The sequence below is a fragment of the Streptomyces sp. bgisy130 genome, from assembly GCF_057708345.1.
This window is the reverse complement of the sequence record NZ_JBYISA010000051.1, coordinates 19,994-44,839: the sequence shown is the minus strand read 5'-3', so window position 1 is coordinate 44,839 and position 24,846 is coordinate 19,994. Positions and strand designations below refer to the sequence as shown.

Annotated in this window: 19 protein-coding genes, 1 tRNA gene and 2 pseudogenes; 9 read left to right on the top strand and 13 right to left on the bottom strand. The window is 70.3% G+C overall.

From position 1 onward, the window contains the following. The 5 genes from AC3EUV_RS35070 to AC3EUV_RS35050 all read left to right on the top strand — a co-directional run. On the top strand, positions 1-202 hold a 202-nt coding region (locus AC3EUV_RS35070; RefSeq protein WP_435604669.1), incomplete at its 5' end, for a hypothetical protein. 167 nt (positions 203-369) lie between these two features. Then, positions 370-2,082, top strand: coding sequence for a sensor histidine kinase (locus AC3EUV_RS35065; RefSeq protein ID WP_432144330.1), 1,713 nt, complete (start codon positions 370-372; stop codon positions 2,080-2,082). Then, positions 2,075-2,785 carry a response regulator gene (locus tag AC3EUV_RS35060; protein WP_432144331.1) on the top strand — a complete coding sequence of 237 codons (711 nt, stop codon included), beginning with the start codon at positions 2,075-2,077 and terminating at the stop codon, positions 2,783-2,785. Before AC3EUV_RS35065 ends, AC3EUV_RS35060 begins: the two co-directional genes overlap by 8 nt. A 185-nt stretch (positions 2,786-2,970) precedes the next feature. Continuing rightward, positions 2,971-3,852, top strand: a complete 882-nt coding sequence (locus AC3EUV_RS35055) for an ABC transporter ATP-binding protein (RefSeq protein WP_432144332.1) — start codon at positions 2,971-2,973, stop codon at positions 3,850-3,852. Between the two features lie 7 nt (positions 3,853-3,859). Next, a complete protein-coding gene (locus tag AC3EUV_RS35050; protein WP_435604668.1) occupies positions 3,860-6,427 on the top strand; it encodes an ABC transporter permease in 2,568 nt (855 codons plus the stop codon). Between the two features lie 1,053 nt (positions 6,428-7,480). On the opposite strand, the gene AC3EUV_RS35045 is transcribed toward AC3EUV_RS35050, so the two are convergent. Beyond that, positions 7,481-9,091: an amidohydrolase gene (locus AC3EUV_RS35045; protein WP_435604667.1), complete on the bottom strand. Its 1,611-nt coding sequence runs from the start codon at positions 9,089-9,091 to the stop codon at positions 7,481-7,483. A gap of 183 nt (positions 9,092-9,274) precedes the next feature. Between AC3EUV_RS35045 and AC3EUV_RS35040 the strand changes: the two genes are divergently transcribed. Next, on the top strand, positions 9,275-9,940 hold the full coding sequence (locus AC3EUV_RS35040) for a TetR/AcrR family transcriptional regulator (protein WP_435604666.1): 666 nt from the start codon (positions 9,275-9,277) through the stop codon (positions 9,938-9,940). 149 nt (positions 9,941-10,089) lie between these two features. Here the strand turns inward: AC3EUV_RS35040 and AC3EUV_RS35035 are convergent. The 7 genes and pseudogenes from AC3EUV_RS35035 to AC3EUV_RS35005 all read right to left on the bottom strand — a co-directional run. Beyond that, positions 10,090-10,188: pseudogene (locus AC3EUV_RS35035) on the bottom strand (NUDIX hydrolase); the annotation flags it as partial. 168 nt (positions 10,189-10,356) lie between these two features. Beyond that, positions 10,357-10,869: a GNAT family N-acetyltransferase gene (locus AC3EUV_RS35030; protein ID WP_435604665.1), complete on the bottom strand. Its 513-nt coding sequence runs from the start codon at positions 10,867-10,869 to the stop codon at positions 10,357-10,359. Continuing rightward, on the bottom strand, positions 10,866-11,753 hold the full coding sequence (locus AC3EUV_RS35025; protein WP_435604664.1) for a protein kinase domain-containing protein: 888 nt from the start codon (positions 11,751-11,753) through the stop codon (positions 10,866-10,868). The genes AC3EUV_RS35030 and AC3EUV_RS35025 overlap by 4 nt, the downstream gene beginning before the upstream one ends. Then, on the bottom strand, positions 11,750-12,271 hold the full coding sequence (locus AC3EUV_RS35020) for a DUF6875 domain-containing protein (RefSeq protein ID WP_488187993.1): 522 nt from the start codon (positions 12,269-12,271) through the stop codon (positions 11,750-11,752). The genes AC3EUV_RS35025 and AC3EUV_RS35020 overlap by 4 nt, the downstream gene beginning before the upstream one ends. 110 nt (positions 12,272-12,381) lie before the next feature. Further along, complete coding sequence (locus AC3EUV_RS35015) at positions 12,382-12,798, bottom strand: hypothetical protein (RefSeq protein ID WP_435604662.1); 417 nt, start codon at positions 12,796-12,798, stop codon at positions 12,382-12,384. 621 nt (positions 12,799-13,419) lie between these two features. Then, positions 13,420-14,274 (bottom strand): annotated as a pseudogene (locus tag AC3EUV_RS35010) (mobilization protein); the annotation flags it as partial. 570 nt (positions 14,275-14,844) lie between these two features. Further along, positions 14,845-14,918 (bottom strand) — tRNA-Gly (locus tag AC3EUV_RS35005). Between the two features lie 548 nt (positions 14,919-15,466). Here AC3EUV_RS35005 and dcd point away from each other — a divergent pair. Together dcd and AC3EUV_RS34995 are read left to right on the top strand one after the other, a co-directional pair. Beyond that, a complete protein-coding gene (dcd, locus tag AC3EUV_RS35000) occupies positions 15,467-16,042 on the top strand; it encodes a dCTP deaminase (protein ID WP_432144334.1) in 576 nt (191 codons plus the stop codon). Between the two features lie 84 nt (positions 16,043-16,126). Continuing rightward, positions 16,127-16,624, top strand: a complete 498-nt coding sequence (locus tag AC3EUV_RS34995; protein WP_042151413.1) for a phosphoribosyltransferase — start codon at positions 16,127-16,129, stop codon at positions 16,622-16,624. A 90-nt stretch (positions 16,625-16,714) separates the two neighbouring features. On the opposite strand, the gene AC3EUV_RS34990 is transcribed toward AC3EUV_RS34995, so the two are convergent. Further along, positions 16,715-17,278, bottom strand: a complete 564-nt coding sequence (locus AC3EUV_RS34990; RefSeq protein ID WP_432144335.1) for a hypothetical protein — start codon at positions 17,276-17,278, stop codon at positions 16,715-16,717. A gap of 358 nt (positions 17,279-17,636) precedes the next feature. On the opposite strand from AC3EUV_RS34990, the gene AC3EUV_RS34985 reads away from it, so the two are divergent. Continuing rightward, positions 17,637-19,121, top strand: coding sequence for a ricin-type beta-trefoil lectin domain protein (locus AC3EUV_RS34985; RefSeq protein ID WP_435604670.1), 1,485 nt, complete (start codon positions 17,637-17,639; stop codon positions 19,119-19,121). A gap of 85 nt (positions 19,122-19,206) precedes the next feature. Here AC3EUV_RS34985 and AC3EUV_RS34980 read toward each other — a convergent pair whose 3' ends face one another. The 4 genes from AC3EUV_RS34980 to AC3EUV_RS34965 all read right to left on the bottom strand — a co-directional run bounded on the left by AC3EUV_RS34980 (position 19,207) and on the right by AC3EUV_RS34965 (position 24,644). Continuing rightward, positions 19,207-20,148, bottom strand: a complete 942-nt coding sequence (locus AC3EUV_RS34980; RefSeq protein ID WP_432144407.1) for a Yip1 family protein — start codon at positions 20,146-20,148, stop codon at positions 19,207-19,209. Positions 20,149-20,247: 99 nt separating this feature from the next. Further along, positions 20,248-20,811 (bottom strand): GNAT family N-acetyltransferase, encoded by a 564-nt coding sequence (locus tag AC3EUV_RS34975; RefSeq protein WP_435604661.1) that lies wholly within the window; start codon positions 20,809-20,811, stop codon positions 20,248-20,250. 73 nt (positions 20,812-20,884) lie between these two features. Then, the gene (locus tag AC3EUV_RS34970; RefSeq protein WP_435604660.1) at positions 20,885-22,204 is read right to left on the bottom strand and encodes an FG-GAP repeat domain-containing protein; all 1,320 of its coding nucleotides are present in this window, start codon (positions 22,202-22,204) and stop codon (positions 20,885-20,887) included. A 172-nt stretch (positions 22,205-22,376) separates the two neighbouring features. Next, positions 22,377-24,644 carry a (Fe-S)-binding protein gene (locus AC3EUV_RS34965; protein ID WP_432144338.1) on the bottom strand — a complete coding sequence of 756 codons (2,268 nt, stop codon included), beginning with the start codon at positions 24,642-24,644 and terminating at the stop codon, positions 22,377-22,379. Positions 24,645-24,846 lie beyond the last annotated feature (202 nt).

Sequence of the window (24,846 nt, the reverse complement as noted above, 5' to 3'; positions counted from 1 at the left end):
CGTCGGCCCGCCGGCGGGGCTGGCGAGCGTCACACCGGCCGGCATGAACCACGGCCCCGACCAGGTCCGCCACGCCAACCCGCGCACCCGGCTGCCGTTCTACGTATGGAACGTCGACACCGTCCGCCCCCTGCGCTACACCGAAGCCTTCGAAGCCTTCGAGATACCCGACTTCGCCCGCCAGGAGAGCTACCGCGGCTGACCCCGGCCGGCTCCCGTCGGCCCCCCGCCCGCATCTCCTTCCGCCCGGCAGGGGATGCGGGCCCCACCGACTTGCCCTGCCTTGCGGTGGGGCCTCTGCCTTTGGGTAGAGGCGGGTCGTCCCCAAGGCGCAGGGCGTCCGCGAAGGAGCCCCCGATAATCGGCGTTATGCCGTCCAGCGCTCCACCTTCCACCGAGAACCGCCGTATCCGAAGGCCCTTCGCCGGGCCCGGGGAGAGCGGATGGCAGCTGTTGCGGGCGGCGGGTGAGGCGGTCCTGGCCGGGGCGCTGGTGCTGCTCGTCCACACGGTTGAGTCGGGGATCGACGCGAGGCTGACGGGCGGAGCGGTGGCCCTGGGGCTCGGCGGCATCGCGCTGGTGCTGGTGCGGCGCCGGTTCCCGGTGGTCAGCGTGCTCGGGCTGGCGGTGCTGATGGGGGTGATGCCCGCCGTGGCGCTGCTGACCGCGGTAGCCGCCTACACCGCGGCCCGCCAGTTGGAGATGTCGCGGCAGCGAGCCGGGCTGTTGCTCGGTGCGGCTGCCGTAACGGTGGTCACCTGCGTGGCGTCCGCGCCCGTGCTGGAGACGGGCAGCAGGTCGTTCGGTCTCATGCTGAGTGCGGTGCTCGCCACCACCACGGTGGTCATTCCCGGGCTGGTGGGCACCGTCGCGGGGCAGCAGGATCGGCTGCTGCGGGCGTTGCGGGAGCGCGCGGCCGCCGCCGAGGAGGCGCGGCGACTGGCGGACAGCGAGTCGCGGATGCGCGAGCGGTCGCGGATCGCGGCGGAGATGCACGATCTGGTCGGGCATCGCCTGAGCCTGGTCTCCCTGCACGCAGGCGGGCTGGAGATGGCGCTGTCCAAGGAGGCGCCGGGACTGCAGGACGAGGCCGCCGTGGTGGGCCGTGCCGCCCGGGATGCGATGCAGGAGCTGCGGGAGGTGCTGGAGGTACTCGGCCCGCTGGAGCGGGACACCGGCACCGATGCGCTGACCGACGCGACGGGTACCCGCGCGGACATCGAGGCGCTGGTCGAGGAGTCACGCGGCGGCGGCATCCCCGTCGCCTTCTCCTGGGAGGGGCCCGATCTCGACGCTCGGCCGGCCCGGGTGCGGCGGGCGGTGCACCGCGTGGTGCGCGAGTCGCTCACCAACGTCCACCGGTACGCGGCCGGGGCCCATGTGACCGTCGCCGTCCGCCACGCCGACGAACGGGTGGAGGTGCGGGTGCGCAACGGCGTGCCGCCGGTGCCGCCCGCGGCCGTGACCGGGCTCGGCACCGGGCGCGGGCTGATCGGGCTGCGGGAGCGGGTGGCGCTGCTGGGTGGTGGCCTGGAGGCACACCCGACGCCCGGTGGCGGCTTCGCCGTGGCGGCCGACATCCCCGCCGACCCCGGGCCCGGCGCGGAGACGGCGGGCCCGGCCCCGTCCGACAGCGGCCCGGCCACCGTCGACGGGCCCGGCGGTGGGCCCTTGGCCCTCCAGCGGCGTCTGGCCGGTGCCGTCACCGGGCTGCTCGGTCTGGCGGGGGTGGGCGGGATGATGCTCTTCGGGGTCGTGCTGGTGCACTATGCGCACGGCGGTTCCGAGCACCGGACCCCTGAGGAGCCCCGGGTGGGGATGACCAGGGAGCGAGTGCAGCGCGTCGTGGCACCGGACGACTACGGGGCGCGCGCGGCCGCTGCCGGGCGCGAGCCGCCGCGGCCGGCTTCCGCCACGGACTGCCTGTATCCGCACCCGCGCGGGATTCCCAAGGGCGGGCGGCTGGAGATCGTCCGCTACTGCTTCCGGTCCGACATCTTGATTGCGATCGACCGCTTCACGGTCCCCATGGTGACCGAAGAGGCGACCGAACCACCCCGTGGGAGAAAGACGCATGACTGACCAGGCCAACTCCGCCAACTCCGGGGCGGGTTCCGCGATCCGGGTGCTGCTCGCCGACGACGAGGAGATGATCCGGCACAGCGTCCGGCTGATCCTCCGGCACGCCGACGGCATCGAGGTGGTGGCCGAGGCGGCCGACGGCGGCGGGGCCGTCCGGCTCGCCGCCGAGCACCGGCCCGATGTGGTGCTCCTCGACATCCGTATGCCTGTACTCGACGGGCTCGCGGCCGTCGAACCGCTGGTCGCCCTCGACCCCGCGCCGCAGGTGGTCATGCTCACCACCTTCGGCGACGAGGAGAACGTCCTGCGGGCCCTGCGTGCGGGCGCCACCGGCTTCCTGCTCAAGGACGAGAGGCCGCAGGAGCTGATCCGTGCGGTACAGGCGGCGGCTGCGGGGGACGCGGTCCTCTCGCCGGGCGTCACCGGGACCGTTGTCCGGCGGATGCTGAGCGGCGGCGGGGCCGGCGGCGGGGCCGCCGCCAAGGCTGCCGCCCTGGACAGCAGGGTGGCGGGGCTGACGGACCGGGAACGCGAGGTGCTGGTCATGCTGGGGGAGGGGCTGTCGAATGCGGAGCTCGGCAGGCGCCTCGGCATCGGTGTGGGGACGGTCAAGTCCCATGTCCGCTCGATCCTGGGGAAGACGGGGTGCGGCAGCCGGGTACAGGCGGCGCTGCTGGCACACCAGGCCGGGCTCATGGGCTGAGCCCCCGGCCCGGGGGCATCGGCTCTCTCTTCGGGCAGAGGAGCCATGGTCCGTGAGGGCGACACGGCCCGGCGGGTCTGCCCTTCGGCAGGCGGCGTATTCCCGACCCAGGAGCGACGTATGCGGGGGTGGGCCCCGGCCACGATGGTCGGGAGTTCCGCACCGCACCACCGCGAGGAGTTCCCATGTCGCATCCCGCCACCCTCAACCCCGGCCTCTGGGCCCCTATGGGCGTCGCTGCTCGCGCAGCGGAGCTGACCAAGATCTATGGCGAGGGCGAGACCCGCGTCGTTGCCCTCGACTCGGTCTCTGTGGAGTTCGGCCGTGGTCAATTCACCGCGATCATGGGGCCGTCAGGCTCCGGCAAGTCGACACTGATGCACTGCATGGCAGGGCTCGACTCGATCTCCAGCGGGTCCGCTCGTATCGGTGACACCGAGTTGTCCGGCCTGGGCGACCGGCAACTCACCAGGCTCCGGCGGGAGAAGATCGGCTTCGTCTTCCAGGCGTTCAATCTGCTGCCCACGCTGAACGCGCTGGAGAACATCACGCTTCCGATGGATATCGCCGGCCGCGAGCCCGACCAGGAGTGGCTGGAGCTGATCGTGGGGACCGTCGGCCTTTCCGAGCGGCTGCGGCACCGTCCGTCGCAGCTGTCCGGCGGCCAGCAGCAGCGCGTCGCTGTGGCTCGCGCGCTGGCCGGCCGGCCGGAGATCGTCTTCGCTGACGAGCCGACCGGCAACCTCGACTCCCGTTCCGGCGGGGAAATCCTGGGCTTTCTGCGGGAGTCGGTACGTGAGTGGGAGCAGACGGTGGTGATGGTCACCCACGACCCGGCGGCCGCCGCCTACGCGGACCGGGTGGTCTTCCTTGCCGACGGGATGCTCATCGACGATCTGCCCGACCCCACCCCCGAGGCTGTGCTCGACCGTATGCGGCTCTTCGACACCGAGGGACGGACGAGCGACGCGTCCCGCTCGCACGGCTTGCCCTCCAGCACAGCTCCCTCCCGTTCGGCTTTCCTCCTGCACGGCCTCCCCTTCCCGACCGCGTACCGCCAGGACTGACTCCGACATGCTGCGTACAGCCCTGCGCAACGTCCTTGCGCACAAAGCCCGACTGCTCATGACCGCACTCGCGGTCCTCCTCGGTGTCGCCTTCGTCTCCGGCACCCTTGTCTTCGGCGACAGTGTCGCCGGCGCCTTCGACAACGCCGCCGCCAAGAACCTCAAGGGCGTGGCCGCCTCCGTACAGGCCAATGGCGCCTCCGGGCCCGGCGGCTCGGAAGGCAAGCCGATCACCGGCCTTGACACCGAGCTGGCGCGGAAGATCCGCGCGCTGCCCGGCGTCGCTTCGGTACGCCCCACCGTCAACGGCGAGGCCACGCTGGCCGCCAAGGACGGCAGCCCGGTCAACGCCGACAACAACTGGCTGAACCTGGCCACCAATTACCTGCCCGCCAAGGACGGCAAGGACAGCCGCTTCCCGCTGACAGCAGGCCGCGGTCCCGCAGCCGAGGGCGAGCTGGTGCTGGACACCAGGACCGCCGAGAAGACCGGCTACCGGATCGGCGACACCGTCCGCTTCGCCACCGACGGGCCTGCCCTGACCAAGAAGCTGGTCGGTACCGTCTCCACCGATGACCCGCGGGTCGCCGCCGGCGGCACCCTCACCCTCTTCGACACCCCGACAGCGCAGAAGCTGTTCCTCCACGCCGGTCAGTTCGACGAGATCACGGTCGCGGCCAAGGCCGGTACCGATGAGCGTGCGCTGACCGCCCGGGTACAAACGCTGCTTCCCGAGAAGGGCGCCAGGGTCGTCAGCGGTGCCGACCTGGCAGCCCAGCAGTCCGGAGGGGGCGCCGGGGACAGCGGGTTCTTCGCCAAGCTGCTGATGGTTTTCGCCGGCATCGCGCTGTTCGTCGGCGGGTTCATCATCGCCAACACCTTCACCATGCTCATCGCCCAGCGCAGCCGCGAGATCGCGCTGATGCGGGCCGTGGGCGCCTCGCGCCGCCAGGTCGTACGCTCCGTCCTCGCCGAGGCCGCCGTCCTCGGCCTCGGCGCCTCCGCCGCCGGATTCGCGCTCGGCCTCGGCATCGCCGCCGCCATGCGCCCGCTGCTCAACGCGACCGGCGCCGATTTGCCCGACGGGCCGCTGGTCATCACGACCTCGACCGTTGCCTCTTCGCTCGCGGTCGGCGTCCTCGTCACCGTACTGGCCGCCTGGCTGCCGTCCCGCAAGGCCGCGAAGATCGCCCCCATCGAGGCGCTCAGCACCGTCGACCAGGCGCCGCCCGCCCGCGCCCTGGTGATCCGCAACGTGCTCGGCGCCCTGCTCACCGGGGCCGGGGTACTGGTGATGCTCCACGTCTCCACCTTCCGGATCACCTCCCAGGACCATGTGCAGATCGCCATGCTCGGCTCCGGGCTGACCGTGAGCGGCATGATCGTGCTGGCCCCGCTGCTCTCCCGGCCGCTGATCACCCTGGCCGGCAAGGTCACCACCCGCTGGTTCGGCGTCAGCGGCAAGCTGGCCAAGGAGAACGCGCTGCGCAACCCGCGCCGCACCGCCGCCACCGCATCGGCCCTGATGATCGGGTTCACCCTGATCACCGCTCTGACCGTCGCCGGGCACTCCACCCAACAGTCCCTGGACAAGCAGGTCGCCCAGGGACTGACCGCTGACTACAGCGTCTCCAACAGCTCCCACCGCGGCAGTCTCGAACCGGGAGCGGCCGACAAGGTCGCGAGGGTGCCGGGGGTAGCCGCGGCCGTCCCCGTCACCTCGACGCGATTCGGCACCAAGAGCGGGCCCGTCGTCATCACCGGCACCGACCCCAAGGCGTTCGGCAAGACCACGGAACTCGACTTCCAGGCCGGGTCGCTGCGTGACATCGGCCCCGGGAAGATCGCGGTCTCCGACGAGTTCGCCGACAAGGCCGGCCTCAAAGTAGGCGCCACCCTCGACGTCGGCACGGACACCGGCAAGACCGAGAAGAAGAAGCTGACGGTCGTCGGCGTCTACGCCCAGACCCGCGCCGTGCAGGATGCGCTGGGCACACTCGCCGACGTCTTCCCGCACTCCGGCACCAAGAAGCTCGACAAGGTACTGGTCAAGGCCGAGCCCGGCAAGGATGCGGGCCTGGAGCGGAAGATTCGTACCGCGCTCGGCGACAGCCCCCTGCTGGACGTCCAAAACCAGGAGCAATTCATCAAGTCGCAAGGCGGGCAAATCACCATGGCACTCAACATGATGTACGGGCTGCTCGGCATGGCCGTCGTCATCGCGGTGCTCGGTGTCGTCAACACCCTGGCCATGTCGGTCTTCGAGCGCACCCGGGAGATCGGGATGCTGCGGGCCATCGGCCTCGACCGCGTCGGAATCAAGCACATGGTCCGGCTGGAGTCGGTGGTGATCTCCCTGTTCGGCGCCGTACTCGGGATCGGCACGGGCATCTTCCTGGCCTGGGCCGGGGGCAGCTTGATGGCGTCGTCGATGAAGACGTACGAGATGGCGCTGCCGTGGGGGAGCCTGGGGATCTTCCTGGTGCTGGCTCTGGCGATCGGCGTCCTGGCCGCGATCTGGCCGGCCCGCCGGGCAGCCCGCCTGAACATGCTGAGCTCCATCCAGTCAGCCTGAGCCAGGCGGCGGCACCCCGCGCGGCGCTCACCCTCACCGCCTGCAACGACGGGACCGGCACCAAGTCTGCCCCCGCGCCGGCCACCGCCCCCGCCGCGTCCCGGAACAGCAGGGACGGAAGGCCACCTACGACGCACGGCCCCCTCCGACGAAGAGGGCCGTGAGCCCCGGAGCTGGACGAAGGGAGCCGAGCGGTCCGAAGACGGGGGAGGTGGTGCGGAGGTGGTGCGCGGCGCCTGAATCGGCCCGAGCAACACAGAGGCCCAGCTTGGGGGTTGTCCCCCTGAACTGGGCCTTCATTATGGAGCGGGTGACGGGAATCGAACCCGCGCTCTGAGCTTGGGAATCAATGACGCCTCGGGGGTCAGCGGCGCTCTGAACTGCGATTATTTGGGTGTGGTGGCCTTGTCGGAGGCAGCCGGTTTGACCGTCGTTGACCCTGGTGTGCCGCGTCAAAGGGCTGGGACAGGGCTGGCCTGCGATGGGGTGGGGGCGGAGACGACTCGCTCGGGCTTGGTCCGGGTGCGGAGAGGCGCGGTGTGTCGGCGCCGGCGGCGAGGTGTGCATGCGCGAATGCGGCGGGCTGCTGGATGAAAAGCCCAGATGAACACGTGACCGATAGCCGTGCGTTGTCGGCAACGGACTGCTTATGCCTGGTCGGTAGACATGCACCTTGACATGCGGTCCACCGCATGAGGCGATGCGCGGCGCCGTCCGCTCACGCATCAGCTCACCCAAGGCGGCCCGCCTACCAGGTGCGTAGGCGGGCTGAGGTGCTGCTTCGGCGGGCTGTGACTGAACAGCGGCTGGGACTCGACCAACATGCTTTCCAAATGTTCGTCTGGGGGTTCCGGGGCGTGCGGGAACGTCCTGACCTGCGGCGCAGCCGGGACGGGTGGGGTTTCTGAACGGTGCTGTACGCCGGTGAATGCAACCAGAACTGCGACCACGGATCTACGTGTGCCAACGAGCCGGCCCGCTCAACGAGCGGACCGGCTGGTGGCTGTTCACCACGAACTACCCTGTTCCCGAAGGTCAGGGCGATGGTGACAGTCAGGCTTCGTGGACCACCTCGCCGCCCACCACGGTGGCCAGCACTGCGCACTCGGCCAGTTCGTCAGGCGACGAGGACAAGGGGTCGACGGAGAAGGCGGCCAGATCGGCGCGCTTGCCCACCGCCAGCGAGCCGGCGACGTCCTCCTCACCAACCACCCACGCGGACCGTGTGGTGTATCCCGCAAGCGCCGTGCGCGCGTCGATGGCCTGTTCGGGGCTCACCGGCGTGCGCGTCGGCAGAGCGCCAGGGGGGCGGCGCAGCTGCGCCGCTGCCAGGATGCCGCGCGGGTCGTGGTCGGCGATGGGCCAGTCCGAACCAAGGACGAGGGGGACGCCGGCGGTGTTGAGGTCGGCCAGGCGCCATCCTCGCGCGGCCCGCTCGGGGCCCAAGCGAGCCGACCAGTTGTCGGACCCGTCGGGCTGGACGTGGTCGGTGCAGTGCGTGGGCTGCATGCTGGCGGTCACGCCCAGGGCGGCGAACTGCTTGATCGCCTCGGTGCGCAGGGTCTCGACGTGCTCGATGCGGTGGCGGACGCCGCCCGGCCCGGCCCCGGCCGCCTCCAGCGCCTCCAGGGCGTACTCCACCGCGCGGTCACCGATGGCATGGGTTGCGGTGGCGACCCCGCGCGCATGGAAGAAGGCGACAGCGGCCCGGTACTCCTCGGGATCGGGCCACGCCGGCTTGACCGAGGTGCCGTGCGCATCCGGGGTGTGCAGCCAGGCCGTGCCGTGGTCGACCGTCCCGTCGATAAAGAGCTTTACACCGCCCATCGACCACCGCCGGCCACGCTCGCCCTGCACGTCGACCAGCTTCTGCCACTGCTCGGGCCCGCCTCCCGGCATGCACCAGGCGAAGCATCGCAGCCGCACCGGCAGTGAGCCGTCCGCCTCGATCGCCCGGTAAATCTCGTCCGACCCGTCGAAGAACTCCATCGCGTGCGCGGACGTGATCCCCGAACGGGCCATGTTCAGCAGCGACTCACGCACCCGCGCCGCCTCCCCCTGGGCGGGGCGCTCGGGAATGACGGCCAGGACCGTCGACATCGCGCCCACCTCGCGGAGCACGCCCGTCGGCCGTCCGGCCGCATCGCACACGATCGTGGAGTTGTCGGCGAACTCCCGCGGTCCGTCCACTCCTGCGCGCTCCAGGGCGGCTCGTGAGGCGAGGACCGCGTGGCCGTCGAGGAACTGGAGCACCGTCGGCCGCCCGCCGACCGCCGTCTCCACAAGCTCGTAGTGCGGCTCGCTGTCGCCGAACACCTCCGGTTTCAGCCCCCACCCCCGCACCCACGCCCCCTCGGGGAGTGAAGCGGCGTGCTCGGCGAGTACCGCACGCAAGCCTGTGACGCTGCGCACATCGAGCAGGCTCACCCCTTCGGTCATCTGTGTCCCCGTCACGGGGTGCACATGGCCATCGATCAGTCCCGGCGTCACCGTGGCCGCAGGTCCCAGGTCCAGCACCCGGGTGTGCGGACCCGACCACTCGTCGATCTGCTTCCGGTCCCCCAGGCCGGCCACGAGGCCGTCCTTGACCGCGACCGCGGTCACCGGACCGCCTGCCTCCAGCGTGTGCATCGTGCCGGCGACGACAACAAGGTCTGCATCCACAGCTCCACCTCTTCGTTCGACGGCGGAGGGAAGGCCGGTGTCGGCCGGTGCCGTCCGCCTGCGGGGATCCCGGCGGCCGAGATCGGCACGCCTGCAATAAACGAACGTCGTTCGTTTTAGGTATCATAAGCACAAGATCCTGCGCCGAGCCAGCCCCCACAGCCGCCGAAGAGATGAGCTCACGTGCCCCGACCCACCTCACCGATCCTGTCCCGCAGCAAGATCGCCACCGCGGCCCTGCAGGTCGTCGACGACCATGGGGACTTCACCATCGGGCAGGTCGCCGGGGCCCTCGGGGTCCGCCCCTCCTCGCTCTACAACCACGTCTCCGGGCGCACGGAGATCATCGAACTGATGCGGGACCACCTCGTGCCCGAGTGGCTCGGCGACCACCCGGCAGCCGACGACTTCACCGCCGCACCCGGCATCCCCTGGCAGGACGCCCTCGAAGCGTTCGTGACCGGCTACCGCAACGCTTTGGGCGCCCATCCACGCCTCGTGCCCCTGCTGACGAGCAGCACGGCCGCCGCCCCCAAGATCACTCGCGTCTACCAGGCCCTGGCCGCCGTCCTGCGCGAGGCGGGATTCCGCGACGAGCACCTGCTCGACGCCGTCACGACCGTCGACGGATTCGCCCTCGGGGCTGCACTCGATCTCGCCGCCCCCGAACACATCTGGGACCCAAGCCACTTCACCGACGGCCCCATGCATGACGCACTGCACAACGCCCCTTCCGGACGCCGACGAGCCGACCAGTCCTTCGCCTTCGGACTGCAGGTTCTCGTCCAGGGCCTGCGCGCACAGTCCGAGCAGCTCAAGAGCGACACCTCACGCCCAAGCGCAGATTGAGGGCGAGACACCTCACCAGGCGGGAACCCGCCGGCCATTCACGACGTTCACCCAGACCACCAGCAAGGTCAGCAGCGCCTCCGACTTCACCGAGTTGGCGCGGCTGTGTGACGAGCAGGGCAGCCGTCTGTTCAGCGACGAGGTCTACCTCCCGCTGGGAACTGCCAGGTGACCCCAGACGAATCGTCATCGCGTCGGCAGACCGCCAGCACCTCGTCCTCGCGGACCACGACGGCGATCGCGACTCGCTCCTGGCCCGCCACAGTCGCCGCCCCCGTTCTCCGAGCCCGCCGAAGGGACCCCGGGCGGCCCGACGGGGCGCTGGTCAGCAGGGACAATCATCCAGCCGTCCAGCACCTACCGCGCCTGCTCCAAAATGATCTTGTGCGTTGCCCCATGCCCGAGTCCGTACGCGGCTATGTCTGGTTGTCAGGATCTTGTGGCCGGAGGATTTCGTACACCGGGACGTCGACCCCGGGTCGGCCGAGTGCGGGGCCGGTGGGCGCGGTGCCGGTCTGGACGAATCCGGCCTTGATCAAGACACGGCCGGATGCCGGGTTGTCGGGATGGTGATTGGCGCTGAGGCGGGTGATCCCCGCATGGGCGAAGGCGTAGCCAACGCTCTGTTTGAGGGCCTCGGTTGCGTAGCCGTTGCCCCAAGTGTCCTCGCGCAGGATGTAGCTCACGGTGGCGTGTCTGCGCCCGCGGTTTCGGAACTTCACCAGGCCGACGACGCCATCGCCGACCGTGATGGCGAAGCACCAGCGTTCACGGGGAGTCGCGCGGGCGTGTGCAATGGCAGTCTCGACGTAGGCCGCCGCCTCCTCAGCGGTCATGCCCTCGGGACGAGTGAAGGCCACCGACGCGCCGCTGTAGATCCGTTGGACGGCCGGAGCGTCGCCCGGAGTGAGGTCTCGCAGTTCGATCATTGTCCTGCCTCGGTGAGTACAGCGGCCACCTCAGCGGCGGCAGGTCGCCGGTCGGGGTCAGGGGCCAGGCATGCGGTGATGAGGTTCTCGAAGGTGGGGAAGGGCCACGGCCGGGCGTCTTCGAGGGGGAGGATGTGGCCATGCGCGATGGCCTGGAGCTTGGCCATGCGGTCTGCTTCGTCCTCGTACGCCACGGGGCGACGCCCGGTCCAGCACCAGAACAAGGAGGCTCCCAGGCCCCAGATGTCGGCCGGTGGTTGGACGTGGATGTGCGTGTCATCGCTGGTGGACAAAATGGCGTCGGCGACTTCGGGGGCGGTGGTGTGGGTGAGCGCGCCCCGGTACGGCAGTCGTTCGGCTTCTTCGGGGCCGCACGCCAGTGCGTAGTCGATCAGGTGCACTTCGCCTGAATCGACGAGGGTATTGGTGGGCTGCACGTCGGCGTGTGCCCATCTGGCAGCGTGCAGGGCGTCCAGACGCTGGGCCCAGGTTCGGGCGATGCCCAGCAGCCAGGGGTGCACGGAGGGGCGGTTTCCCTCTGGGCCGCGGGCGAGGGCCAGGGCGCGCCACAGCGGGACGCCTTCGATCCATCGCACGGCGAGCCATTGGCCGCGTTCCCACGGGCCGGCGTCGATTCGGTAGGCGGAGTCGATGGCGCCGGCCTTCGTCAGGCGCATGAGATGGCGGTTTTCCTGTGCCATTTCCGCGGCCTTGTCCCGGGCATCGTCGCCGCCGGGTGCGTTGGCCTTCAGTGCCAGACGGATGTCCGGTGTGGTCACCTTCCAGGCCCTGGAACCGCGTCGGTCGCTGAGCAGGTCCGCGGTGACAGGAGAGCCGAACCGCTCGGACAAAAGGTCTGTTGCCTCGTGTGGAGGTGCCGTCATGCCAGGAGCTGTTTCGCCCATGCGCGTACCACCTTCCAGTCCTGCGAGAGATCCCTGAACACATCGCGTCCATCGTCCACCGCACTCGCCACGGCGGCGGCAAGTTCCGGTGTCCGGCTCAGAAATCGCGGATCGCGAGGGCGTACAGCCACCCGCACGGGGAGGAACGAACACGGAGGCACCGGGATACTGCGGCCGTATCGGTTGCTGCCCTGTTCGCCCGCCCAGAATTTTCCGCACATCAGCCCGACGGGCCCGTACAGGTTCTTCAACGCCCAGTGCGGCCAGTCCATCAGCGCACGATAGTCGGCCCCGTCGCCGCCGAGGAGAACGATGTTCTCGCACACGAGCGCCCCGTGCGGCCGGGTCGTCAACGGCCGTACCCATTCCGCGGCTTGCACGCCTGCGTGGAATACCTCGGCCTCGGCCGACTCCGTGTCTCCAGCGACCTCGTACACCGTCCACCCCGTCAGCTCCCGCGCCATCGACGGTGCCAGATACGGACAGTGCTCCGACACCGCGCGTGCGTAGTCGGCGACATCCGCGGTCTTCGGTCTGACGGTGCGTCCCTCGATGAGGCGGAGCGCCCCAGCCGTAGGCCGGAGCGCTCCGTCGGCGTGCAGGGTGGTCACGATGCGGTGACCTTGCGCCGCTTAGGGACGATGTCGCCGCCATCGCCGGGGACAGGGGAACAGTCCCATTCGGCGACCACTTCACCGGTTTCCCGATAGTGGGTGAGCCGCTTCTCGTCGACCTGGCCGTCGCTGCCGGTGAACCAGATCTCCGGCAGCGGTCCGTACATCTCCTCGTGAGCGGGGATCCAGGAGATCCGGCCGTTCCCGTGGCTGCTCATGTGCCCGAGCATTTGCCCGGCGTGCCGGGCGCTGAACTCGGCGTACTCGGCGGTGTGCAACAGACGGTGCCATTCGGCGTCGATGGCGGGGCAGAACATCTGTGGCGCCGGGCGACCGGCCTCGAACTGCTGGGCGCTCACCTCGAAGAATTTGGCCAGCTCGACGCGTTCCGGGGTCTGTGCGGTGCTCATTTCGTGCTCCTCTCGTTGATTCGAGTGGTGCTGACGGACTTGCGATGTCGCCCTTGACGCGCCCCCTTGGGGGAAGGGCGCCAGGGATCAGCCGCCCCCGGTCGCGTGAGGTCCGGGCGGGCGGCCGTGGGCAGGCCCTTGGGCAGGTGCCGGGAACTCCTGGTCTGCCCTGGCGCCTCCGGCTGCGTTCGTCCAAGCAACCGGAGGCGGTCGTGCGCCCTGGTGGCAGGGGGTCGGCTAGCTGGGCGCGATGCCTTGCGCCCTGCCGCAGGGCAGTTCATGAGCGTCTCGGCGACGGAACGGAAACGCGAGGGGAAGGTAGGGGTTCACGGCGAGGGAGCAGTGGCGCGTCATCGAGCTCGTCACCGTCGCGCACGTCCAGCTGCTTGCCGACGACCGCGGCGGCGCCGCCCAGTCGCTGGACAGCGCGATCCGGGAAGCGGCCACACAGCGCCTGCCCCACCAGCTCCAACGCATCATGCGCACCGCGGGAGCCAGGCTGCCCGCCCAGCATGCCGCCGCCTCGCAGTCTCTGGAGCAGATACGGAGCGAAATGTCCGCTTAGCCGGTAACTGACCATGGCGTTGGCGAGCAACTGGCCTCCACGGTTACGTCTGGTAGCTACCGCCGCTGCCGGTGCTGCTGTTCGGCGGCTGTCGTGATCACCGCTGGGGACTGTGGGATTTGGGCCTGCGACGTGGAGGCCGAGGACGTCATGGTGGTGCGTCGGCGGGCGGCTTCGGCCCGGCGGTTGGGGACGGGGTTGCGGCCGGTGTGCTGGATGCGGGTGATCAGGACGCGGGCGGGATGACGGGCAGTGGCCAGTTCACGCTGGGCGACGGCCTCCTTGAGAAGCTCATGGGGTTTGTGTCCGCCGGCTTCGGCATCGGCAAGGATGGCGGCGAGGGCAGGCCAGCTGGAGTCAGCGAGAATCCGCTGAGCGTGCTCGGGGACGGCGGCTCGCACATCGCTGGCCAGGGTGAGGCGTGCCTCCTCCTTGGGATGGCGTGCTTCGAGTCCCGCCAGCACCGGGGCAAGGGCGTGATCGGCAGCGGTCTGGAGGTGCTGGAGCGTCTGGCGGGCGGCGTCGGCCTGGTGGGCGTGGCCCTTCGCCGCATGCCACCGTCCGGCGACGATTGCCGCCCAGAACATCGCTGCGATCAGGGCAGCGAGGGCGCTGCCGTCGGGACCAGTGGCCGTGTCGACGATGTCGCGTGCCGCTGTACGGAGGGCGCTGGCGGCTCGGTCGTCTGACCGGATCTGCGAACGCTGGGCGCGTGCGAATGCCTTGGAGGCGGCTTGGAGTTCGGCGCGCAGGTCCTCGGGGGCTTTCTGAGCGGTGGCTTCGATCAGTTCGCCGAGGGCGGTGATGTGTGCCTGGGCTCGTGCGTCGTCCGTCAGGTCGGTGTGGAGGGTGTCGAGGGCGTCGGTGGCCTTGTGCCAGGGGGTGCTGGGGCGGTTGCGGCGGGCGGTGGGGGTGGATCGCTGCTGTTCCAGCACGCCCAGAATCCGCTGATAGTCCGGCGCCAGAACCGTCACCGGCAGCCCTTCCCGCCAAGGCGGCACCGTCGAGCCCGGCACCGGTGCGAGCGACGGTACCGCTTCCTCCTCCGCCTCAGTCGTGGTCACGGCAGTGGACTCGGCCGCAGAGACTGCCAGGGCCTCGACCAGTTCCTCCCGCGCGATCACCCGCCGGTCCAACTCGATCTCCGCGGCCTCCAACACCTCAGCCAACCACGCGACTTCCTCCCGCAAGCCCTCCACCCGCACCCGGGCAGCCGCCTCCCGCTCCTCCAGCATTCCCAGCACCGACGCCACCGCGCACCCCTCGACGATGAAGCGGACACAAGACGTCGCGATGCCTCCCTCAACCCGAGCGAAACCATGCCTGACCAGCAGAAATCAAGGGACCACGTTCGGTTGAGATACGGCTTCTTACTGAAATCCGCCCCTCCGTCAGGCAGGTAGGGCTGGTGGAGGGCTGGTCGACCCAAAAATGGTCTAGGCAACAAACTAGGCCCAGGTCGCCGACCTGGGCCTTCGCTATGGAGCGGGTGACGGGAATCGAACCCGCGCTCTGAGCTTGGGAAGCTCATGTTCTACCATTAAACTACACCCGCGTAATCCCGCCTCGGATCGAGAGCGGAACATCGTCGCACACTCTACCCCATCGTCGCCCTGCGGTGCATTTGGCGTGCCCGGATGCCGTGAGAGGGGTGTTCGGTGGGGGTGCCGGGCGGGGGGTGAGCCCGTGGTGTCGGGGGTGGGATGCGGGTGCGGGGTGCGGGAGTTGGGGCGTACGGTTGGGCGTCGGAGTGCCGCGTGTGATGGCGCCCAGTTCATCCCCTAATGTGGCTTTTGTTGTCCACGCAGTTGGGAGAGGGACTTGATGGAGCGCACCGTCGTACGTTGTGCCGAGGGCCACGTGTTCAGCACCGCTTCGTTCCCGATGCAGACCACCGACCGGCTCGGTCCCGGACGGCTGTTGCGCTGCCCGCGCTGTGCTCGGCTGCGGCACTCGGTGCCCGTCGAGCACGCGAAGCGGTAGTGAGAGCGGCGGTCCGCCTCGTGTGAGAGGCAGTGGCCGGAAGTAGACGAGGAGTGGGCGAGGCCCGGCTTCCCTGGTGGGGGGCCGGGCCTCGTCGTGCGGGCGCGTATCCTCGTCTGCGTGCTTCTCTCAGACAAGGACATCCGGGCCGAGATCGATGCTGGTCGGGTGCGTATCGACCCCTACGAAGAGTCGATGGTGCAGCCGTCCAGCATCGACGTGCGGCTCGACCGCTTTTTCCGGGTGTTCGAGAACCACCGGTACCCGCACATCGACCCCGCCGTCGAGCAGCCCGACCTGACCCGTGAGGTCGTGCCCGAGGGCGATGAGGCGTTCATCCTGCACCCGGGCGAGTTCGTGCTCGCCTCGACGTACGAGGTCATCTCGCTGCCCGACGACCTCGCCTCCCGGCTCGAAGGAAAGAGCTCGCTGGGACGGCTGGGGCTGCTGACGCACTCGACCGCCGGTTTCATCGACCCGGGGTTCAGCGGGCATGTGACGCTGGAGCTGAGCAATGTCGCCACGCTGCCGATCAAGCTGTGGCCGGGCATGAAGATCGGGCAGCTGTGCATGTTCCGGCTGACCTCGCCGACCGAGCACCCGTACGGCAGTGAGAAGTACGGCTCCCGCTACCAGGGGCAGCGCGGTCCGACGCCGTCCCGGTCGTTCAAGAACTTCCACCGCACGCAGGTATGACACAGCCGCGGCGGTGTGGGCGGCGCGCTCTACAGGGCGGGCGCGTGGCAGAGGGTGTGGACACAGAAGGTCTGAGAGAGATACGTGAGTGACGTGCGGGAGAACCTGACGTACGAGCGGTTCGGCGGGGCGATCCGTGAGCTGGCGCAGACGATCGCGGATGACGGGTACGAGCCCGATGTCGTGCTGTCGATCGCCCGTGGCGGGGTGTTCGTCGCCGGGGGGCTGGCGTACGCGCTGGACTGCAAGAACATCCACCTGGTGAACGTGGAGTTCTACACCGGGGTGGGGACCACCCTGGAGATGCCGGTCATGCTGGCGCCGGTGCCGAACGCGATCGACTTCTCGGAGAAGAAGGTGCTGATCGCCGATGACGTCGCGGACACCGGTAAGACGCTGAAGCTGGTGCACGACTTCTGCCAGGGGACGGTGGCGGAGGTCCGCAGCGCGGTGATCTACGAGAAGTCGCAGTCGCTGGTGAAGTGCGAGTACGTGTGGAAGCGCACGGATGAGTGGATCAACTTCCCGTGGAGTGTCGAGCCCCCGGTGGTGCGGCGCGCCGGGCAGGTGCTCGACGCCTGAGGTCGAGGTGGCTTGGCCGGCCGATCGCCGTTCTCCGTAAGGGAGTTGGCGGTCGGCCGGCTTTTTGGTGCGTCGCTTCCGTCCCGGGGGTCAGAGCAGCCAGGCCAGGTAGGCGGAGAGGGCTGCGCCGGCGAGGGACGTGAGCGCCAGGCGCTTGGCGAACCAGGCGAGCCGGGTGCCGCGTACCGCCGTGAAGAGGTCTTGGCCCGACGTGCCCCGGCGCGGCAGGACGCCGCTCGCCGTGATGGGGAGCGCTGCCGAGCCGAGCAGCAGGCCCAGGAAGGCGAAGGCGAGGTGGCTCCAGGCGGAGCCCATGCCGGTGACGACGTAGCCGGCGCTGCCCTTGCGGACCGGGAGCGTGTCGCCGGGTTCGGCCTCCAGGGTGTTCACCCGGGCCCGCGGGGCGCTCGACGGGTCCGCACCGCCGTCGGCCCCGGCCGGGTGGAAGGTGCCGTAGCAGTGGCGCAGGCCCCCGCCGCCGCCACCGCCGCTGTGGCAGTCGCTGACGGTCAGCGTGCCGCCGGTGCCCAGGAGCCCGCCGGCGACGGCGGCCTGGGTCACGGATACGCCGAAGATGCCAAGGGCTATCAGCAGGCCGATGATGCCGGCGGCGCGGCCTCCTGCGGTGGGCTGCGGGGCGCTCATTGTTGGCATGGACAGACCCTATGGCAGTGCTCAGCACTCAGGGCTCAGCTGCCGATGGTGCGGTGGGCGGGGCGGGGCGGGTGCTCGGTGCCCGACGTGGCCCGGTTGGCCCGATCGCCGCTCTCCGTAAGGGAGTTGGCGGCCGGCCGCCGGGTGCGTCGCTTTCGGCCAATCGCGTTCCGGGTGTTCCACCCCTGCTCACCTCCGACTAGAACCCGCGGTAACAGGAGACCGGAGGGGAGGCCCCATGGTGCGTAGGAGACGTGGGCGGTGGGCGTTACGTGGGCGGAGTGCGGGATACGGGCCGCGTGCGGGGCGTGGGCGGCGGCTGAGGGGCGTCGTGGTGACGTCGGCGGCGGCCTTGAGCATGGTGTGCACCGTGGCGGTGGGTGGGGCGAGTGCTGCCCCCGGGGCCACGGGCGGCACGGCGGCTGCCGGTGGCACGGCCGCCAAGCCGCTGTCGGCCGAGCTGGAGAAGATCCGGGCGCGGGAGGCGGACCGGCTCTACGGGGATCCGGCCGAGCGGCCCCTCGGGGAGCGCAAGACCTCGGTGATCTCGCTGGGGGACAGCGAGATCTCGGGGGAGGGCGTCGGGACGTACGAGCCGGGGACGGACGGGCCGGACAACTGGTGCCACCGGTCGCCGGACGCGGCGATCCACCGGACCGGGATCGGCGCGGACGTCACGTACAACGCCGCGTGCTCGGGTGCGGGCACCGGCAACATCGTGATCGGTGGCAGCAAGCAGTACGCCGATGAGCTGGTGCAGAGCGACAGTCTCGCCATCGCGGCCCGTAACACCCGGCTGAAGATGGTGCTCCTGGTGGCCGGCGCCAACGACGATCTCCAATTCGGGCCGGTGATGACGGACTGCGTCACCCGCTGGTTCCTGTTCCAGGGGACCTGCGAGCCGAAGTACCAGCCGGGCTGGGCGGCGCGGGTCGACGGGCTGGTGCCGAAGGTGGAGCGGACGGTCGGCGATCTGCGGACCGTGATGCGGGACGCGGGGTACGCCGATGGTGACTACCGGCTCGTGGTGATGTCGTATCCGAGCCCGATCGGGCCGGATGTGGAGGACAACCCGCGGTATCCGGGGAAGCTGCCGGGCGGCTGCACGGGCTACACCTCCGATGCGGGCTGGGGGCGCAATGCCGCCGTGCCGGCGTTCGAGAAGGGGGTGCGGAAGGCCGCGCGGGACAGCGGCGCGACCTATCTGGACGCCTCGCGGCTGTTCCACGGGCATGAGGTCTGCATGGAGGAGACCTGGGCCCGCGGGCTGTATGTGAACCTCACCAACCCCTTCCCGCCGAACTCGAACTCGGTGCGGCAGTCCTTCCACCCGAACGCCCGCGGGCACGGCGCGTTCGCGTCCTGTCTGACCCAGCTGTACGCCTCCGGGCTGCGCGAGGCGGCCTGTGCCGATCCGGCGAGCACCGGGCGGCCGGAGCTGTACGCGGGGGCCTGGGACGAGGCGTACCGGCCGCTGAAGAACGCCGGGACGGGGAGCTGTGTGGATGCGACCGGGGGCGCCAGCCGTAATGGCACGGTGGTCGGCGGCTGGGACTGCCACGGCCAGCGCAACCAGGGCTGGTGGTACGACCCGGAGCAGCGGTCGCTGCATGTGGAGCTGACCCAGGACCGGTGTCTGGACGTGCCGGGCGGGCGGTATGCGGCCGGGGCCGGGCTGGTGCTGTGGAACTGCTCGGGCGCCGGCAACCAGCGGTTCGTACGGGCCGACGGCGGCACCATCCGGCCGGCCGCGGCGACCTCGCTGTGCCTGACGCTGGCCGGGGCGAAGGAGCCGCTGCGGTTGCAGGGGTGCGACGGGTCGGCCGGACAGCGGTTCGCCTGAGGGCCGGGAACCTCCTCGTACGGCAAGGGGCCCGCTCCGGAGCCGAGTGCTCCGGGGCGGGCCCCTTGCCGTGGCCGGTGTGGCCCTACAGCGTGCCGAGCTTCACCAGGGCGAGCAGCGCGACCAGCTGGATCGCGGCGGCACCGAGCGCCTTGGGCAACGGAAGATCGTGCGACTTGCTGACCATGGAGGCGAGCAGATAGCCGGTGGCGAGCCAGGTCAGCCAGCCCAGGACCTGGACCAGGGTGCTGTCGCCGCCGAGGAACATCGCGAACAGCAGCCGGGGCGTGTCCGGGATCGTCATGATCAGCATGGCCAGGCCGATGGTCGGCTGCCAGGCGCCGTCACCGCCCAGCTGGCGGGCCATGGTGTGGGTGACCATGCCCAGGATCAGGCTGCCGATGACGAACATCACAGCGGTGATCAGCAGCCAGAGGATGCTGTTGGAGAGAGTGGAGTTGAGCACATCCTCGCGGGCCTTGTCGAAGCCGAAGACCGCGAGCAGGCCGTAGATGAAGGTGACGATCAGCGCCGGGGCCCATACCGCGTGGTCCCGCATCTGCCAGAAGGTGGCGTCGGGGCGCAGCACGATGCCGGGCAGCAGCTGCTTCCAGTGCAGCCGGGGGCCGGCCGGGGGCGCGCTGGTCTGGCCGGCGCGGTAGGTGTCGCCCGCCCCGTACTCGTCCGAGCCGCCGCCGTACTGGCCGGTCGGCGCCCCGTAGGCGTCCGGGGCGTCGCCGACGCTGAACTGCTGGGTGTGACCAGGGTTGTTGTCGTTCGCATACGGTGCGTAGGACTGCTGGGGTGGGTAGTCGCCGTCACCGAAGTACTCGGGCTCGCCGTACTGCCCGTGCGGCTGCGGCTGCCCCTGCGGCCCGCCGAACTGCTGCGGTGCCTGCTGCTGCCATTGCCCAGGCGGCGAGGGGGGCTGCTGCCCGTACGGCCCTTGCTGCCCGTACGGAGCCTGCTGCCCCTGCTGCCCCTGCTGTCCGTTCTGCGCGGGGCGGGCATCCCGTCCGCGACCCATCCTGAATCCAGCCACGTACTCGAAAGTACCTGGTCCGCGTGGATCGGGTGGCGGAGCCGGGGGATCGGGGCCCGGTTTGCATCTGACCTGTGACATCCCCTAGGGGGTTCCCCGAGGGGGTACGCGGCCGGGGGCCGGGGTCCAGCGGAGGGTGAGATCCGGCAGGTTCTCCATGTTGGTGCTGCCGTCGTTGGCGGCCACGACCCGGAAACCGTGGTGGGCGTAGAACGCCCTTGCCCCGGTGTTGAGTTGAAAGACATGCAGGTACAGGCCGTCGGGGCGGTGCCGCCGCGCCTCGGCGAGGAGGAGCGAGCCGATGCCGGCGCGCCGGACGTCGGGCCGGAGGTAGAGCTGTTCGAGCAGCTCGCCCTGGAGGGCCGCATAGCCGACGAGCTCCGTGCCACGGACGGCGACGAGGGTGTGACACTGCGGCAGCACGATCTCCCGGATCCAGCGGGTGACCTCTTCGTGGGTACGGCGCTGGGGCGGCAGGTAGGGCATGGTGGCCTGCCGCGACGCCTGGTGCACGGCGGCGATCGCGGGGGCGTCGGTGGGGAGCGCGAGCCGGACCCTGACCGGCGGGGCGGGCGGCGTCTCGGGTGGGGCGGGGCGGGCCGGCGCGCCCGGGTCGTCGGCCGTGGCCCGGCCCGTGTCTGTGTTCATGGCGTCATGCTCGGATGCGTCCCGCGCCGGGACAAGTGTATTAGCCACCGGCCACAAAACAGCTGGCGGGCCGTCAGGGAGCCCTGAAATCCGCCGTGGTGAAGGAGAGTGCGGGACGCGTGGCGAGTCCTGACGGACCGCCGGGCAGGACCGTCACCCTGTCGTGGGTGCGGTCGCGCCGGGTCAGCAGGACGAGGTCGGCGTGGCGGTCGCCGTCGAAGTCGGTGAGGGCGAGAACCGTTGCGTGCGGGCGTCCGGAACCGGGCAGGCGGGGCACGGGCAGCCGGCGGGCGGTCGTGGAGAGCCCGTTCGCGGTGCCGCTCAGCAGGGCGGGGCGGCGGCCGGCCACGACGAGATCCGGGTTTCCGTCGTGGTCCACATCACCGGTGGCGAGGGTGGGGATCCCGCCGGTGCCGGTACGGATCCGGCCGGGGCGGCCGCCGACGGAGAGCAGACCCTCGGTGTCGGCGGTGACGGAGGTCACCGCACGGGCGGTCCCGGTGAAGCGGCCGAAGACCGTGGCGTAGCCGGGCGGGTAGGCGGCCGGGCCCGCGCGGACCGGGCCCCGGGGGCCGCCGAGGGCGAGCCGGCTGCGGGCCCGGCGGCCGGGGTCGGCGGCCCGTACGAGGAGCTCGTCGGCGCCGTTGCCGTCGAGGTCGGACGACGAGAGGGGCGCGGTGGGCGCGAGGGCGGTCCCCGGGATGTCGACGGGTGCGCCGGCCGCCTTGGGGGCGCCGGTGCGGGTGAACGGGCCCCGCAGATAGCTGATCCGGGGGCCGGTGGCGGTGATGGCCAGGTCGGGTGCGCCGTCGCCGTCGAAGTCGCCGCAGACCGGCTGGTCGGGCCATTCGTTGCCGAATCTCGCCCGGTCCGGGATACGGAGTTTCACGGCGCGGGCGGGGCCGAGGCCGTGCGGCGAGCCGAAGAGGAGCTGGACGGGGACGGGCGGGCGGCCGACGCCGTCGTACGGCGGGTCGGTGGTGACGACCAGATCGCTGAAGCCGTCCCGGTCGAGGTCGCAGACGGTCTCGGCGTCGAACGAGGCGGGCACGGTCCCCTTGGTGGGGGCGGCGTGGCGGGCCGGGGTGAGCAACTCCCGGGTGGCCGGGTCGAGTCCGCGCGCGGAGCCGTAGACGATGCCGATGCCCGGGTCGTCGTCACGGCCGCCGGCCGGGGCGAGCAGACTGTCGAGGACGAGATCGGGGTGGCCGTCGCCGTTGAAGTCGTGGGCGGTGCGGCTGCCGTGGCCGGCGGGCACGGGGCGCGCTCGCGGCAGCGTGGAGGCGCGGTGGGGCGCGGCGGGACGCGCGTCGCCCGAGGGGGAGAGCAGCCCGCAGGAGCTGAGCAGGAGGGCCAGCCCGAGCCCCGCCGTCGCGGCGATCCGTCTTCCCATGCCGTATCCACCCCACCCGTAAGCCTGTTGTCGTGTCGTCCACCGCGGCCCCACGATGCTTCCCGGTGGGCCGCCGCCCGGCAATGGCGCCCCGTACGGGCCGTCCGGAAAGGCCGGCGGCCGGCCCCCTCCGAGAGGGACCGGCCGCCGGCCGATGTTGCTGCCCGTGCCGCTACTTCACCGGCTCGGGCTCCGAGCTGTCCTCCGGCTCCGGGTCGCCCGCCGGGTCCACCGGTGTCTTCACGGAGTCCAGCAGCAGCTGGGCCACGTCGACGACCTGGATGGATTCCTTCGCCTTGCCGTCGTTCTTCTTGCCGTTGACCGAGTCGGTCAGCATCACGAGGCAGAAGGGGCAGGCCGTCGAGACGATGTCGGGGTTGAGCGACAGGGCCTCGTCGACGCGCTCGTTGTTGATGCGCTTGCCGATGCGCTCTTCCATCCACATCCGGGCACCGCCGGCGCCACAGCAGAAGCCGCGCTCCTTGTGGCGGTGCATCTCCTCGTTCCGCAGGCCCGGCACCTTGGCGATGATCTCGCGCGGCGGGGTGTAGACCTTGTTGTGGCGGCCCAGGTAGCAGGGGTCGTGGTAGGTGATCAGACCCTCGACCGGGGTGACGGGGGTGAGCTTGCCCTCGTCCACCAGGTGCTGGAGCAGCTGGGTGTGGTGGATGACCTCGTACTCGCCGCCCAGCTGCGGGTACTCGTTCGCGATGGTGTTGAAGCAGTGCGGGCAGGTCGCGACGATCTTCTTCGACGCCTTCGGCTTCTTGGTCGACTCGTCCTCGTCGTCCTCGCCGAAGGCCGCGTTCAGCGTCGCGACGTTCTCCGCGCCGAGCTGCTGGAAGAGGAACTCGTTGCCCAGACGGCGCGGTGAGTCACCGGTGCACTTCTCGTCGCCGCCCATGATCGCGAACTTCACGCCCGCGATGTGCAGCAGCTCGGCGAAGGCCTTGGTGGTCTTCTTGGCGCGGTCCTCCAGGGCACCGGCGCAGCCGACCCAGTAGAGGTACTCGACCTCGGTGAGGTCCTCGATGTCCTGGCCGACGACCGGAACCTCGAAGTCGACCTCCTTGGTCCAGGCCAGCCGCTGCTTCTTGGCCAGGCCCCAGGGGTTGCCCTTCTTCTCCAGGTTCTTGAGCATCGTGCCCGCCTCGGACGGGAACGAGGACTCGATCATGACCTGGTAGCGGCGCATGTCGACGATGTGGTCGATGTGCTCGATGTCGACCGGGCACTGCTCGACACAGGCGCCGCAGGTGGTGCAGGACCACAGGACGTCCGGGTCGATGACACCGTTCTCTTCGAGGGTGCCGATCAGCGGGCGCTCGGCCTCCGCGAGGGCGGCCGCGGGCACGTCCTTGAGCTGCTCGGCGGTCGCCTGCTCGTTGCCCTCCATGTCCTTGCCGCCGCCGGCCAGGAGGTAGGGCGCCTTGGCGTGCGCGTGGTCGCGCAGCGACATGATCAGGAGCTTCGGGGAGAGCGGCTTGCCGGTGTTCCAGGCGGGGCACTGCGACTGGCAGCGGCCGCACTCGGTGCAGGTGGAGAAGTCGAGCAGACCCTTCCAGGAGAAGTGCTCGACCTGGGAGACACCGAACTGGTCGTCCTCGCCCGGGTCCTCGAAGTCGATCGGCTTGCCCGCGCTGGTCATCGGCTGAAGGGCGCCCAGCGCCACCCCGCCGTCCGCCTCGCGCTTGAACCAGATGTTGGGGAAGGCGAGGAAGCGGTGCCAGGCCACACCCATGTCGGTCTTCAGCGAGACCGTGATCATCCAGATGAAGGACGTCGCGATCTTGAGGGCGGCGAAGAAGTAGGTGAGGTTCTGGACGGTGCCCAGGCTCATCCCCTTGAAGGCCACGACCAGGGGGTACGAGATGAAGTACGCCGGCTCGTAGTGGTCGACGCCGTGCTGGGCGCCCTCCAGGGCGTGCAGCGTCACGATGCAGAAGCCGACGATGAGGATGACGGTCTCGACGAAGTACGCCTGGCCGGTGTTGGAGCCCGCGAAGCGGGACTTGCGGCCCGCGCCGCCGGGGCGGTTCAGCTGCCGGATGACGATCAGGGCGATGATGCCCACGGTCGTCAGCGTGCCCATCGCCTCGACGTACATCTCCCACGGCAGCCAGTCGCCGATGAACGGGATCAGCCAGTCGGCCTGGAAGAGCTGGCCGATGGCGTTGACGATCGTCAGCAGCAGGGTGAGGAAGCCCACCGCCACGAACCAGTGCGCCACGCCGACGACGCCCCAGCGGTTCATGCGAGTGTGGCCGAGGAACTCCTTGGCCACGGTGACGGTCCGCTGGGCGGGCGCGTCCGTGCGGGTGCCCGCGGGCACCGGCTGGCCGAGTCGCATATGGCGGTAGATCTGGAGCAGGGCGCGGCCGAACAGCGCCACGGCGACCGCGATGAGCACCAGCGACACGATGATCGCGGCGAGTTGCATGGGAGGCTCCTCGTACCTGCGAGAGCGGAAAACGGTGGGGGACTACTAAGCAGTAACTTTTTTGGTCTGCCGCTGAGGTTACCCATTCTCCTCCGCCCCATGAAGCCGCCCGGCCGGTGATCTGCGTCGCGAAGGCAACCCTCTGTGTGGCCCCGGCGTCCTGTGGTGCAGCCGTGGTGACGATAAGAGCGATATAAAACTT

Coding starts and splice junctions, on each gene's coding strand:
- AC3EUV_RS35050 (WP_435604668.1), top strand. CDS start 3,860: ATGCTGCGTACAGCCCTGCGCAACGTCCTTGCGCACAAAGCCCGACTG.
- AC3EUV_RS34965 (WP_432144338.1), bottom strand. CDS start 24,644: ATGCAACTCGCCGCGATCATCGTGTCGCTGGTGCTCATCGCGGTCGCC.
- AC3EUV_RS34990 (WP_432144335.1), bottom strand. CDS start 17,278: ATGCCAACAATGAGCGCCCCGCAGCCCACCGCAGGAGGCCGCGCCGCC.
- AC3EUV_RS34980 (WP_432144407.1), bottom strand. CDS start 20,148: ATGGGTCGCGGACGGGATGCCCGCCCCGCGCAGAACGGACAGCAGGGG.
- AC3EUV_RS35060 (WP_432144331.1), top strand. CDS start 2,075: ATGACTGACCAGGCCAACTCCGCCAACTCCGGGGCGGGTTCCGCGATC.
- AC3EUV_RS35065 (WP_432144330.1), top strand. CDS start 370: ATGCCGTCCAGCGCTCCACCTTCCACCGAGAACCGCCGTATCCGAAGG.
- AC3EUV_RS35030 (WP_435604665.1), bottom strand. CDS start 10,869: ATGATCGAACTGCGAGACCTCACTCCGGGCGACGCTCCGGCCGTCCAA.
- AC3EUV_RS34975 (WP_435604661.1), bottom strand. CDS start 20,811: ATGAACACAGACACGGGCCGGGCCACGGCCGACGACCCGGGCGCGCCG.
- AC3EUV_RS35015 (WP_435604662.1), bottom strand. CDS start 12,798: ATGAGCACCGCACAGACCCCGGAACGCGTCGAGCTGGCCAAATTCTTC.
- AC3EUV_RS35025 (WP_435604664.1), bottom strand. CDS start 11,753: ATGACGGCACCTCCACACGAGGCAACAGACCTTTTGTCCGAGCGGTTC.
- AC3EUV_RS34970 (WP_435604660.1), bottom strand. CDS start 22,204: ATGGGAAGACGGATCGCCGCGACGGCGGGGCTCGGGCTGGCCCTCCTG.
- AC3EUV_RS35055 (WP_432144332.1), top strand. CDS start 2,971: ATGTCGCATCCCGCCACCCTCAACCCCGGCCTCTGGGCCCCTATGGGC.
- AC3EUV_RS34985 (WP_435604670.1), top strand. CDS start 17,637: ATGGTGTGCACCGTGGCGGTGGGTGGGGCGAGTGCTGCCCCCGGGGCC.